The sequence below is a fragment of the Sphingopyxis soli genome (assembly GCF_018682675.1).
In the GTDB taxonomy this organism is placed as follows: Bacteria; Pseudomonadota; Alphaproteobacteria; order Sphingomonadales; family Sphingomonadaceae; genus Sphingopyxis; species Sphingopyxis soli.
On the sequence record NZ_JAFMTR010000031.1, the window covers coordinates 1 to 12,833 of the forward strand.

The 12,833-nt window shown below is 66.3% G+C and carries 12 protein-coding genes; 3 read left to right on the forward strand and 9 right to left on the reverse strand.

Annotated elements, in window-relative coordinates:
• From J1N50_RS03765 to J1N50_RS03805, 9 genes are all read right to left on the reverse strand, one after another.
• On the reverse strand, positions 1-290 hold a 290-nt coding region (locus tag J1N50_RS03765; protein ID WP_343227837.1), incomplete at its 3' end, for a biotin/lipoyl-containing protein.
• A 31-nt stretch (positions 291-321) separates the two neighbouring features.
• Entirely contained in the window at positions 322-3,144 is a 2,823-nt protein-coding gene (locus J1N50_RS03770; protein WP_215350447.1) for a 2-oxoglutarate dehydrogenase E1 component, read from the reverse strand.
• 131 nt (positions 3,145-3,275) lie between these two features.
• Positions 3,276-3,566, reverse strand: coding sequence for a GIY-YIG nuclease family protein (locus J1N50_RS03775; RefSeq protein WP_215350448.1), 291 nt, complete (start codon positions 3,564-3,566; stop codon positions 3,276-3,278).
• Between the two features lie 105 nt (positions 3,567-3,671).
• Positions 3,672-4,562 (reverse strand): succinate--CoA ligase subunit alpha, encoded by an 891-nt coding sequence (sucD, locus tag J1N50_RS03780; RefSeq protein ID WP_215350449.1) that lies wholly within the window; start codon positions 4,560-4,562, stop codon positions 3,672-3,674.
• Between the two features lie 124 nt (positions 4,563-4,686).
• On the reverse strand, positions 4,687-5,649 hold the full coding sequence (gene mdh / locus J1N50_RS03785) for a malate dehydrogenase (RefSeq protein ID WP_215350450.1): 963 nt from the start codon (positions 5,647-5,649) through the stop codon (positions 4,687-4,689).
• A 278-nt stretch (positions 5,650-5,927) separates the two neighbouring features.
• Positions 5,928-7,070, reverse strand: coding sequence for a cell division protein ZapE (gene zapE / locus J1N50_RS03790; protein WP_215350451.1), 1,143 nt, complete (start codon positions 7,068-7,070; stop codon positions 5,928-5,930).
• Positions 7,067-7,558 (reverse strand): PaaI family thioesterase, encoded by a 492-nt coding sequence (locus J1N50_RS03795; protein WP_215350452.1) that lies wholly within the window; start codon positions 7,556-7,558, stop codon positions 7,067-7,069. The genes zapE and J1N50_RS03795 overlap by 4 nt, the downstream gene beginning before the upstream one ends.
• Complete coding sequence (locus J1N50_RS03800; RefSeq protein ID WP_215350453.1) at positions 7,555-8,535, reverse strand: MBL fold metallo-hydrolase; 981 nt, start codon at positions 8,533-8,535, stop codon at positions 7,555-7,557. The genes J1N50_RS03795 and J1N50_RS03800 overlap by 4 nt, the downstream gene beginning before the upstream one ends.
• Entirely contained in the window at positions 8,535-9,317 is a 783-nt protein-coding gene (locus J1N50_RS03805) for a succinate dehydrogenase iron-sulfur subunit (RefSeq protein ID WP_058455585.1), read from the reverse strand. The genes J1N50_RS03800 and J1N50_RS03805 overlap by 1 nt, the downstream gene beginning before the upstream one ends.
• 126 nt (positions 9,318-9,443) lie before the next feature.
• On the opposite strand from J1N50_RS03805, the gene J1N50_RS03810 reads away from it, so the two are divergent.
• The 3 genes from J1N50_RS03810 to J1N50_RS03820 are packed head-to-tail and all read left to right on the forward strand — an operon-like array spanning position 9,444 to position 12,831.
• Positions 9,444-11,012, forward strand: a complete 1,569-nt coding sequence (locus tag J1N50_RS03810) for a lipopolysaccharide biosynthesis protein (RefSeq protein WP_246553071.1) — start codon at positions 9,444-9,446, stop codon at positions 11,010-11,012.
• Positions 11,009-11,722, forward strand: coding sequence for an HAD family hydrolase (locus J1N50_RS03815; protein WP_215350455.1), 714 nt, complete (start codon positions 11,009-11,011; stop codon positions 11,720-11,722). Before J1N50_RS03810 ends, J1N50_RS03815 begins: the two co-directional genes overlap by 4 nt.
• Positions 11,713-12,831, forward strand: coding sequence for a hypothetical protein (locus J1N50_RS03820; protein WP_215350456.1), 1,119 nt, complete (start codon positions 11,713-11,715; stop codon positions 12,829-12,831). Before J1N50_RS03815 ends, J1N50_RS03820 begins: the two co-directional genes overlap by 10 nt.
• Positions 12,832-12,833: the final 2 nt, after the last annotated feature.

Genomic DNA, 12,833 nt, shown 5'->3' on the forward strand with positions numbered 1-12,833 from the left:
TGCGCCGGCGCGGGAGCCGCGGCGGCAGGCGCCGGAGCGGCCGCGGCCGCGCCGCCAGCCTCGACCGTCGCGATCACCGCGCCGACATTGACCGTGTCGCCGACGCCGGCGAGTTGCTGGCCCATCACGCCCGCAACAGGCGACGGCACCTCGACCGCGACCTTGTCGGTTTCGAGGCTGGCGATCGGCTCGTCGAGCGCAACCGCTTCGCCGGGCTTTTTCAGCCATTCGCCGATCGTCGCTTCGGTGACGCTTTCACCCAGGGTGGGGACTTTGACTTCGGTGCTCATCTTTTGCGTTCCTTAGGGCTTAAGCTCTGGCTCAGGCTTTGTTCTTGGCGCGGCGGATTTCGGCGCGAACCGAAAGGCCGAGCGCGTCGGCGACGAGCGCCGACTGTTCGGTCTGGTGACGGCTCATCAGGCCGGTCGCGGGCGATGCGGCGGCGGCACGGCCGGCGTAGCGCGGACGCATCCCCTTGAAACCGGCTTCCTTCAGCGCTTCCTCGATAAAGGGTTCGACGAAGAACCAGCTGCCATTGTTGCGCGGCTCTTCCTGCGCCCACACCACCTCTTCGAGCTTCGGCATCCGCTTCAGCCGGACGGCAAGCGGTTCGCCGGGGAAGGGATAGATCTGCTCGATGCGGATGACCGTCGTGTCGGTCAGGCCCGCCGCATCGCGCGCTTCCATCAGGTCGTAGCCGAGCTTGCCCGAACAGAGCACGACGCGCTTGATATCGGCGTCGGCGGGCGGGGTGCGGTCCGACATGATGCGGCGGAAATGCGCGTCGCCGATGAAGTCGGAGCGCTGCGACACCGCCAGCTTGTGGCGGAGAAGCGACTTCGGCGTCATGATGATCAAGGGCTTCCTGAACGGGCGCAGCATCTGGCGGCGCAGGACGTGGAAATAGTTCGACGGGGTCGAAATATTGCACACCTGGATATTGTCGCCCGCGCACAGCTGGAGGAAGCGTTCGAGACGCGCCGAGCTATGCTCGGGCCCCTGCCCTTCGTAGCCGTGCGGCAGCAGCATCACGAGGCCGTTGGCACGCAGCCACTTGGCCTCGCCCGCGGCGATGAACTGGTCGATCATGATCTGCGCGCCGTTGGCGAAGTCGCCGAACTGCGCTTCCCACAGGACGAGGCTCTTCGGATCGGCCATGGCATAGCCATATTCGAAACCGAGCACGCCATATTCGGAGAGCGGGCTGTCGAGCACCTCGAACCGGCCGTGGGGCACGGTGGTGAGCGGGATATATTTGTGCTCGTCCTTCTGGTCGACCCAGACGGCGTGGCGCTGGCTGAAGGTGCCGCGGCCCGAATCCTGGCCCGACAGGCGCACCTGATAGCCCTCGCTGAGCAGCGTGCCGAAGGCGAGCGCCTCGGACGTCGCCCAATCGAAGATTTCGGTATCGCTCTTGTCGGCAAACATCGCGGCGCGGCCGTCGATCACGCGGCGCAGCGTCTTGTGCACCTCGAGGTCGGCGGGGATCGTCGTCAGCGTGCGGCCGATCGCGTCGAACAATTTGTCCGAGACGCCCGTCGCAATGTTGCGGCGCGCACCTTCGGGATCGGTCGGGGCATAGAGACCCGACCAGCGGCCCGCGAACCAGTCCGCCTTGTTCGGCTTGTAGCTTTTGGCCGAGTCGAAATCGCTCTCGAGCTGCGCAACGAATTCGGCGCGGCGGGCGTCGGCCCAGCCGGCGTCGATCACGCCCTCGGCCTCCAGCTTCGCGGCGCAAAGCTGCGACACCGGCGGATGCTTGCGGATGCGTTCGTACATCAGCGGCTGCGTGAACGAAGGCTCGTCGCCCTCATTGTGGCCGAAGCGGCGATAGCACCACATGTCGATCACGACGTCGCGCTTGAAACGCTGACGGAAGTCGATCGCCAGCTTGCACGCAAAGGTCACCGCCTCGGGATCGTCGCCGTTGACGTGCAGGATCGGCGCCTGGACGCCCTTGGCGACGTCCGACGGATAGGGCGACGAGCGTGCGAACTGCGGGCTGGTCGTAAAACCGATCTGGTTGTTGACGATGAAGTGGATGCAGCCGCCGGTGTTGTAGCCGCGAATGCCCGAGAAGCCGAGGCATTCCCACACGATCCCCTGCCCCGCGAAGGCCGCGTCGCCGTGGATCAGCACCGGCAGCACCTGCTCGTGCTTGTCGAGGTCGTCGCGCACCACTTGCTGGGCGCGCACCTTGCCGAGCACGACCGGATCGACCGCCTCGAGGTGCGAGGGGTTGGGGACGAGCGACATATGCACCGAAATGCCGTCGAACTCGCGGTCGGTCGAGGTGCCGAGGTGATATTTGACGTCGCCCGAACCGCCGATGTCGTCGGGATTCGCCGAGCCGCCGGCAAATTCGTGGAAGATCACCTTGTACGGCTTGGCCATGACGTTCGCGAGCATGTTGAGGCGCCCGCGGTGCGCCATGCCATAGACGATTTCCTTCACGCCATATTGGCCGCCATATTTGATGATCGATTCCATCGCCGGAATCATCGATTCGCCGCCATCGAGCCCGAAGCGCTTCGTCCCGACATATTTGCGCGCGAGGAATTTCTCCCACTCCTCGGCCTGGATCACCTTGTTCAGGATCGCCTGCTTGCCGCGCTGGCTGAATTCGATGATCTTGTCGGCGCCCTCCATCCGTTCCTGCAGGAACTGGCGCTCCTCGATGTCGGCGATGTGCATATATTCAAGGCCGACATTGCCGCAGTAGTTCGCGCGCAGGATCGCCACGATCTCGCGAATCGTCGCCTTTTCGAGGCCGAGGGTGCCGCCGATCCAGATCGGCCGGTCCTGATCGGCGCCGACGAAGCCATGATATTCGGGCGTGAGATCGGCGGGCAATTCGCGCGTGCTGAGGCCCAGCGGGTCGAGGTTCGCCGCCAGATGGCCGCGGACGCGATAGGTGCGGATCAGCATCATCGCGCGGATCGAATCGTTCGCCGCACGCTCGACCTCGGCGTTCGACAAGGGCGCGCCGGCTTTTGCCGCCGCCGCCTTCACCGCAACCTGCATCTGCTGCGGATCGAGCGCGGCGGTCAGGTCGTCGCTGTCGATCGGCGGCCAGTTCTTCGGTGCCCAGCTGGGACCGGCCTGCGGTTCGTCGACGTCGAAGCTTTGTCGTTCGAGGTTCATAATCTTACACTCGCTGTGCCCCTGCGAAGGCAGGGATGATGTCCATACAATACTCAACGCTCGCGCTCCCCCGCGAAGGCGGGGGTCCAAGCAACCTCGCTATGGATCCCCGCCTTCGCGGGGAAACACGACTAAACCAATGTCTCAAACAAATCGGCCCACTCGGGATTCCGCTCTTCAATGCGCGCAATCTTCCACGCCCGGTTCCATTTCTTCATTCGCGCCTCAAACTGCCGGGCGTCATGGATGCTCTCGAATGCCTCGAACCAGACCAGCAGCTTGCAGCCATATTCCTTCGTAAATCCTTCGATCACGCCCTCACGGTGTTGCCACACCCGTTGCGGCAGATCGGTCGTCACACCGATATATATGGTCCCGTTTTTCCGGCTTGCCATGATGTAGACAAAGCCTGGCCGAACCATCTCACATCTCCCTTCCGTGCTCCCCCGCGAAGGCGGGGGTCCATGCAACCGCGCAATGGATCCCCGCCTTCGCGGGGAAACACGAATTGGGAGACGGCCTGAAAATCAGACGCGTTCCTTCAGCACTTCGGCGAGCGTCGTGCCGAGTTCCGACGGGCTCGCCGACACCTTGATGCCCGCCGCCTCCATCGCCGCGATCTTGCTCTCGGCGTCGCCCTTGCCGCCCGACACGATCGCGCCCGCGTGGCCCATGCGGCGGCCCGGAGGTGCGGTGCGGCCTGCAATGAAGCCGGCCATCGGCTTCTTGCGGCCGCGCTTGGCTTCGTCGATCAGGAACTGCGCCGCCTGTTCCTCGGCGTCGCCGCCGATTTCGCCGATCATGATGATGCTCTTCGTGGCGTCATCGGCGAGGAAGAGTTCGAGCACGTCGATGAAGTTGGTGCCGTTGACCGGGTCGCCGCCGATGCCGACCGCGGTGGTCTGGCCGAGCCCGACGTTCGAGGTCTGGAACACCGCTTCATAGGTCAGCGTGCCCGAGCGCGAGACGACGCCGACGCTGCCCTTCTTGAAGATGTTGCCGGGCATGATGCCGATCTTGCATTCTTCGGGGGTCAGCACGCCGGGGCAGTTCGGCCCGATCAGCCGCGACTTCGAGCCCGACAGAGCGCGCTTCACCTTGACCATGTCGAGCACCGGGATGCCTTCGGTGATCGCGACGATCAGCTCGATCTCGGCGTCGATCGCCTCGAGGATCGAATCGGCGGCGAACGGCGGCGGCACATAGATGACCGACGCGGTCGCGCCGGTCGCATGCTTCGCTTCCTCGACGGTGTTGAACATCGGCAGGCCGATGTGCGTCGTGCCGCCCTTGCCCGGCGTCACGCCGCCGACCATCTGCGTGCCGTAGGCGAGCGCCTGTTCGGTGTGGAAGGTGCCGGTGGCGCCGGTCATCCCTTGCGTGATGACCTTGGTATTCTTGTCGATGAGGATGCTCATACACTGACTTCCGTTTTCTGTGCGCCCCTCCAAAGGCAGGGACTCTCTCCAGACATTGGTCCACCGGCGATCCTATTTCGAGAGCGCCGGCGATGGGCCCCCGCCTTCGCGGGGGCACAGCAACTTATGCGAGGCTGGGATCCAGCGCCTTGCACGCGTCGAGCAGTTCCTTGACCGCGTCGACCGACACCTGCAGGCCGGCCTTGTCGGCATCGTCGAGTTCGATCTCGACGATCTTTTCGACGCCGCCCGCGCCGATCAGCACCGGCACCCCGACATAGAGGCCATCGACGCCATACTGGCCATCGACATAGGCCGCGCAAGGCAGGATGCGCTTCTGGTCAAAAAGATAGGCTTCGGCCATCGCGATGCCCGAGGCTGCGGGTGCATAGAAGGCCGAACCCGTCCCGAGCAGCGCGACGATTTCGCCGCCGCCGCCGCGGGTGCGCTTGACGATCGCGTCGATCTTGTCCTGCGACGACAGGCCCATCTTGACGAGGTCGGGGACGGGGATGCCGTTGACGGTCGAGTAGCGAACGACGGGGACCATCGTGTCGCCATGGCCGCCGAGGACGAAGGTGTTCACATCCTTGACCGACACGTCGAATTCATCGGCGATGAAGTGGCTGAAGCGCGCCGAATCGAGGACGCCGGCCATGCCGACGACCTTGTTGTGCGGGAGACCCGAGAATTCGCGCAGCGCCCACACCATCGCGTCGAGCGGATTGGTGATGCAGATGACGAAGGCGTCGGGGGCGTTCGCCTTGATGCCTTCGCCCACGGCCTTCATGACCTTGAGGTTGATGCCGAGCAGGTCGTCGCGGCTCATCCCCGGCTTGCGGGCGACACCGGCGGTGACGATGATGACGTCGGCGCCCGCAATGTCCTTATAGTCGTTCGTGCCGGTGATCCTGGCATCGAAGCCCGCGATCGGGCCGACCTGCGACAGGTCGAGCGCCTTGCCCTGCGGAACGCCTTCGACGACGTCGAACAGGACGACGTCGCCCAGTTCCTTCTGCGCGGCGAGCAGCGCCAGCGTTCCGCCGATATTCCCGGCTCCGATCAATGCGATCTTCTTGCGTCCCATGGCGCGCGGCACTCCCTTCTGTGGCAAGCCCGGCAATCAATATCGGACCGGCGCGGCCACGGGCTAAAGCCGCCATTCCGATCCCAAGACTCGGGCCGCCACTACGCCGATTCCCTTAACGAAACAACCGCGAAAAGGACCAAAATCAGGGTTTTTATGCAAATAGTTCGCAATATCATTTAAGCATATGGCCAGGCGCTCGTCGCGGCGGGCTCCTTCACGGCTTCCTTGCGCACGGGCGACGTCACGTCCGCGACCTCGCCGCGATGACGGTCACGTCATCCCGTCAGGGAAGGGCCGCCCGCGGCGTCATCCTGGCCATGGCCCAGCGCCAGATAGTCGTCCGACTGCATCTCCGACAAACGGCTCGCCGTGCGCTCGAACTCGAACGCGCCGTCGCCGGCGACATAGAGTTCGTCGGGCATCGCCGCCGCGCTGGCGAGCAGCTTGACCTTATATTCGTAGAGCGCGTCGACCAGGGTCACGAAGCGCGCTGCCTCGTTGCGGTTCTCGGGCCCCATCCGCGGGATACCGACGATGATGACCGCATGAAAATGGCGCGCCACCGCGAGATAGTCCGACGCCCCGCGTGCCTCGCCACAGAGGCGTTTGAACGAAAACACCGCGACGCCCTTCAGCGCCTTCGGCACGTGCAACGTCCGCCCGCCGCCGACATCGAGGTCGAGCGTCGGCACATTGGCGCGATCCTCGGGCGGATAGTCGGTGAGGCGAAAGAAGGCCGCCGAAAGTGCGGCGCTCGCCGCATCGTCGGCGGGCACGAACCATCGCGCGCCGTCGCCCAGCCGGTCGCGGCGATAGTCGGTCGGGCCGTTCAAACCCATCACGTCGAGCCTCGCCTCGATCAGCGCGATGAAGGGCAGGAAATGCTCGCGGTTGAGCCCGTCCTTGTAGAGATCCTTCGGCGGCCGGTTCGAGGTCGCGACGACCGTCACGCCCTTGTCGATCAGCGCGGTGAACAGGCGCGAGAGGATCATCGCGTCGGCGCTGTTGTTCACCACCATCTCGTCGAAGGCGAGGCAGCGGACATCCTGCGTCAGCGCCGCCGCGACCTGCGGGATCGGGTCGCCGCTCTCGGTCTTCCTGACCTCGCGCATCCGCGCATGAACGTCGAGCATGAAGGCGTGGAAATGTACGCGCCGCTTCCGCTGGATGTGGAGCTGGTCGTAGAACAGGTCCATCAGCATCGACTTGCCGCGCCCGACCGCGCCCCACAGATAGACGCCGCGCGGGCTGTCGGGCTTGCGGCCCGCGATCCGCCACAGCAGGCTGCCGCGCGGCGGCGCCGCCTCGAGCTCCTCCTGCAAGCGGTCGAGCCGCACCGCTGCGCCGCGCTGCTCGGGATCGGGCTTGAGTTCGCCCGACGCGACCAGCCGGTCATAAGCGGCGAGGACGCCGGTCACTTCCTGCTCGCCTTGCGGATCGTCCCGGCGAAAGTCAGGACGATATGGCTGTCGCCTTCGCCCTGCACGACGAGGCCGCGCAGGAAGATCAGCCGCCCGGTCTCGCGCACCAGCTCGACGATCGCGTCGAGCGGCTCGCCCACGCGCCCCGCGCCGACGAATTGCGTCGAGAGATCAAGCGTCACCGAATGGCCGGCGTCGAGCGAGCCGAACTGGTGCGACGCCGCGAACAGCCCGACATCGACCAGCGCCAGCGTCACCGCGCCGTGAACATTGTCGCCCAGATTGCTGTGCCGACGCTCGGGCAACATCCGCACCCGTGCGCGCGGACGGCCGTCCTCGGTCGGGCGTTCGGAGCGCACCGACAGCGGCTCGATGAAGCTGTTGAAACGGTCCTTGTCCTTGAGGTTCCAGCTGATCCAGCCACCGTCCAGCTCCTCGGCGCTGAAATTTTCGCGGCGCTTCGGCTCCTCGATCCCGTCATTCATGCCCTGCAATATCCGTCCAGTTTCCCCGAGCGTATCAGCTCGCCATAATAATCGGCCATCGCCCTGGCGCGCGGCGTGTCGTCCGCGATCCACTTCGCGGCGCCCGTCAGCCAGCCGGCCGAACAGCCCTCAAGCGCGCCCGTGCCGCGCGCGCAAGCGATAAAGTCGACGAAAGCGCGACGCCAGATGGCAAAATCGGCGATCGGCATGATCGGGCCATGCCCGGGCACGACCTGCTCGGCCCCCGAAGCCGCCACCTCGTCGAGCGCCTTCAGCCAACCCTCGGGGCAGGCGGTATCGAGAAACGGCACCGGCACGGTTACGAGATCGCCGACGATCGCGCGCCTCTCCGCCGCGTCGTAGATCCAGAGGTCGCGCTCCGTCACGGCGTTGCGTGCGACGCGCAGTGAGAGCGGCCGCCCGGCGATGGCCGTATCGCGCGATTCGTCGACAACGACATCGGGCCTGAGCTCGGCGCCCCGCGCGATCGTCGCGAGATCGCCCTCGACGGCGGGCACCGCGGCCGCAGGAATCGCGCCCTCGGCCAGCGCCTTGCGCGACGCTTCGGCGCTTTTCGCGAGGAAGCCGGTCAGCGCGCCGTCGATCGCCGAGGTGCCATAGACCTTGATATCGGGAAAGGCCGCCTTCAGCGCCGGATTGCCGCTGACATGGTCGAGATGCCAGTGCGTGTTGATGATCGCGACGGGCGTCATCCCGATCCCGCTGAACCCCTGACGGATCAGGGTGAGATGCTCGGCGTGGCGCCCGCTGTCGATCAGAAGGGCGCCCCCGGGCCCGTAGAGGATCAGGCTGTTGCCGTCGGGCAAGCGGCCGGGCGGAAACGTCCCGCCGATCAGGAAGGTCGCGCCGCCGATGCCGTGCGCATAGGCGCGCGGCGGCGGCACGGTTTCGACGGCGGATTTTGCAGCGCAGCCAGCCAGCCCCAGCGCGATCAGCGCTGGCAGCCAGCGGCGCATCAGACCTGCCGCTCGGCTTCCAGCTTCTTGATCTCGGCGATCGCGCGGGCGGGGCTCAGCCCCTTCGGGCAAGCGTTCGAGCAGTTCATGATCGTGTGGCAGCGATAGAGGCGGAAGGGGTCTTCCAGCTCGTCGAGCCGTTCGCCGGTATATTCGTCGCGGCTGTCGGCCAGCCAGCGATACGCCTGAAGCAGGATCGCCGGGCCGAGGAACTTGTCGCTGTTCCACCAATAGCTCGGGCAGCTCGTCGAGCAGCAGGCGCAGAGGATGCACTCATAGAGGCCATCGAGCTTCTCGCGCTCGGCGGGCGACTGGAGGCGCTCCTTGCCGCTCGGGGTCGTCGTCTTGGTCTTCAGCCAGGGCTCGATCGACGCATATTGTGCATAGAAATGGGTGAAGTCGGGAACGAGATCCTTGATGACTTCCATGTGCGGCAACGGGGTGATCTGGATGTCGCCCTTCAGATCCTCGATCGCGGTCGTACAGGCGAGGCCGTTCTTGCCGTTCATGTTCATCGAACAGCTGCCGCAGATGCCTTCGCGGCACGAGCGGCGGAAGGTCAGGGTCGAGTCCTGCTCGCTCTTCATCTTGATCAGCGCATCGAGCACCATCGGGCCGCATTTTTCGAGATCGATCTCGAACGTGTCGAAATGCGGGTTCTCGCGCTTGTCGGGATCGTAGCGATAGACCTTGAACTTCCGGACTTTGGTCGCGCCCTCGGCCTTGTGGACCGTCCCGCCCTTTTTCGGGCGGCTGTTCCTGGGCAGACGAAATTCGGCCATGTCTCTGGCTCCCTTGATGCAGTCGCGGTCGGACTAGACCCGAAAGACGGAGTCGACAAGGGGTTCATGTTCGCAAAGGCGAAAGCCGCTGGCACCCGTCCGCGCAAGCCGCTAGGGCCGCAGCCGATGAGCGAAGAGGCCGTTCAACCCGCCGTTACCAACCGCCACGTCGCGCGCGGGCTCGGCACGACCGTGCTGGCGCGGCTCGGCGCGGTGGTCGAGATCGTGACCCAGCCGCTCTATGTCCTGATGTTCGGCCTCGCGGGCTTCGGCCTCTACGCCGTGCTCTGGGCGACCATCAACCTCATCGAGAATATCTTCGATCTTGGCATGACGAGCGCGATGCAGCGCACCGTGCCGCAATCCGCCACCGATGCCGAGGCCGCGGCGGCGCTGCGCACCGCGTTGCTGTTCGGGGTCGGCCCCTGCCTGATCGTCGCGGCGCTGATCGCGATCTTTGCCGCCGACCTCGCGCCCTGGCTCAATGTCGCCGAAAAGGACCGCGCGCTCGTCACTCCTGCGATCCAGATTTTCGTCTGGGCGCTGCCGCTCTGGGCCTTTGTCGAAATCGCGACCTCGGCGCTGCGCGCGCGAATGGTGTTCGGCGCCGAAATCCGCCTGCGCATCGTCTGGGAACAGGTGATGCGCGTGGTGTTCGCGGTGCTGTTCTTTGCACTCGGCTTCGGGCTCGAGGGGCTGTTCATCGCCCACCTCTGTTCGCTCGCGGTCACCGCGATCCTCAGCGTGCGGCTGCTCCGCCGCCATTACAGCTTCGGCGACCTGCTCCGCGGCGGGCGCGGCAGCGAGGTCGAACGCAACACCTTCTGGGCCGGGCTGTCGATCCTGCCGTCGAACATCATCACGCGCCTGTTCGGCGACGCGCCCGCGCTGATCCTGAACCTGATGCTCCCCGGTGCGTCGGGCGCCGCCGCCGCGGGCCTGTTCACGATCGCGCGCAAGCTGTCGAGCGTCGTCCAGCTCGTCCGTATCGCCTTCGCCTATGTCATGGCGCCGCTGGCCGCGAGTGCCGAGCGCGGCGGGCGCGAACAGGTCGCCGATATCTATGCCTATGCGACGCGGCTGATTTCGGCAATCGCGCTGCCGATGGCGGCGGTGCTCGCGGCGGGCAGTTCGTCGCTGCTCAGCCTGTTCGGCGCGCAGGCGCATGTCGCGCAGGGCGCGGTGATCATCCTGCTCCTCGCGCGCGCCGCGGAGGCGGTACTGGGCATTTCGCTGCCGGTGCTGCAGGTCGTCGCGGCGTTCCGCCACCAACTCACCGCCAGCCTGTTCGGCGTGCTTGTCGCGGTCGGCGCGGGCTGGCTGCTCGTCGACCATGTCGACGCGCTGACCGGCGTTACGCTGGCCATGTCGGTCGGCCTTGTCGTAATGGCGGGCATTCCGATGCTGCAGCTCGCGATCGGCGAAGGGCTGCACCCCTTCGATCACCAATTCCCGATGGTGGCGCTGCGCGGCCTTGCGATCACGATCGTCGCGGGCGTGCTGGCCCTGCTCGTGAGCCGCCTTCCCGATGCGGTCGCGCTGCCGCTGATCATCGCCATCGCGGTCGGCGCGATCTGGCTGTCGGTGCGTTTCGGCCTGCCCTATGCCGACCGCGCCTCGCTCGGCAAGACGGGACGCCGGTTACGGTTGATCGGCCCCGATGCCCCGGTCGCGGAGCCGGGAGACGCCGCATGACGACGCCTGCCGACGCGCTCCGCATCGCGATCTACGACCTCGACCGCACGGTGCTGAGGACGCCGACCTTCACGCTGTTCCTGCTCTGGGCGGCATGGACGCGCGCACCCGCCCGCCTGCTCCTGCTGCCGCTCTATGCCGCGCTCGCTATCGGCTATGCGCTACGCCTTTATGGCCGCGACCGTTTCAAGCCCGCCGCCTTTCGCCTGTTTCTGGGGCCACACCTGCCCCCGGGCGAGGCGGACGGCCTTGCCGCGCGCTTCGCCGCATGGCGCGTCCCCGCCGACGTCCCGCCGGGGGCCAGCGCCGCCATCGCGCGCGACCGCGATCAGGGCTTTCGCCTGCTGATGGCGACCGCTGCACCCGAATTCTATGCCGGCGCGATCGCCGATGCGCTCGGCTTCGATGCGGTGCTGGCGACGCGCCACCGCCGTGACGCCAACGGCAACTGGCTTCCCGAAATCGATGGCCATAATTGCTATGGCGCCGAAAAGGCGCGCCGGATCGGCGAGTGGCTCGACGCGAACGCCCCGGACGGACCCAGCCACGTCCGCGCCTATTCGGACCATCTCAGCGATGCGCCGATGTTCGCGCTCGCGACCGAGGCCTGGTTGATCGGCCGCAAGGCGAAGCTGGCGGCCATCGCGGCCGAGCATGGCTGGCAGGCGCTCGATTTCGAAAAGACGCCCGGGGCAGGATCATGCGCATAATCTTCCCCTTCATCGGCGAGCCGCACCACATCTTCCACGCCCTGCCGATTGCGGCAGAGATGGCGGCGATGGGCGCCGACGTCGAGGTGGCGGTCGCCGGTCCCGATCATCTGCGCATCCTCAAGCAGATCGATCTCGTCTATCCGGGGTTCGACCCGCGCATCACCCTGCTCGGCCAGACCGGCCCGGCGCGCTGGCTGCGCGATGCGGGGATCATGCGCAACCCGCGGCTGCCGATCCTGTTGGGAGCCCTGCCGTTCCTCCGCGGCTTCGACGCGATCGTGGTGCCCGAACGGACGACAACCGCCATCCGCCATTTCCTGCCGCGCCGCACCCGCCTGGTTTTTACGCCGCATGGCGCGGGCGACCGCGCGATCATGCTCGACCCGCGCGACCGCCATTTCGACTTCGTGCTCGTCGCCGGCGAAAAGAGCGAGAAGCGTCTGCTCGATGCCGGAACCATCCGGCCGGGCCATTATGCGGTGAACGGCTATGTGAAGCTCGACCTGATGGCGCGGCTGCAAAAATCGCGCCCGCCGCTGTTCGACAATGGCCGGCCGACCGTGCTCTATGCCCCGCATTTCCAGCGTGCGCTGTCGTCGTGGGACAGGTTCGGGGCCGCGGTGATCGACTGGTTCGCGGGGCAGGATCGCTACAACCTGGTGGTCGCCCCGCACGTCCGCCTGTTCGCCGAGGCGAGCGACTCCGAGCGCGAGGCGGTGATGGAGTACGCGGTGCCGGGCAAGATTCTGATCGACCTCGGCTCCGATCGCCTGTTCGACATGAGCTATACCGGGGGCGCCGACATCTATCTTGGCGATGTCAGCAGCCAGGTTTACGAGTTTCTCGCGACGCCCCGGCCATGTCTGTTCCTGAACGCGCATGACGTCGACTGGCGCGGCGACCCCGACTATCTGTTCTGGACGCTCGGCGACGTCCTCGACGATCCCGCCGGGCTGGGCGCCGCGCTCGACGCGGCGCAGGCGCGCCACACGCTCTATGTCTCTGCGCAGCGCGAACGGCTGGCCGAATCGATCGGCGGCGATCCCGCCGGCGCGGCGCGGCGCGGCGCCGAGGCGATCCTGCGCTTTCTTGCAAAGGACGGCTGAGC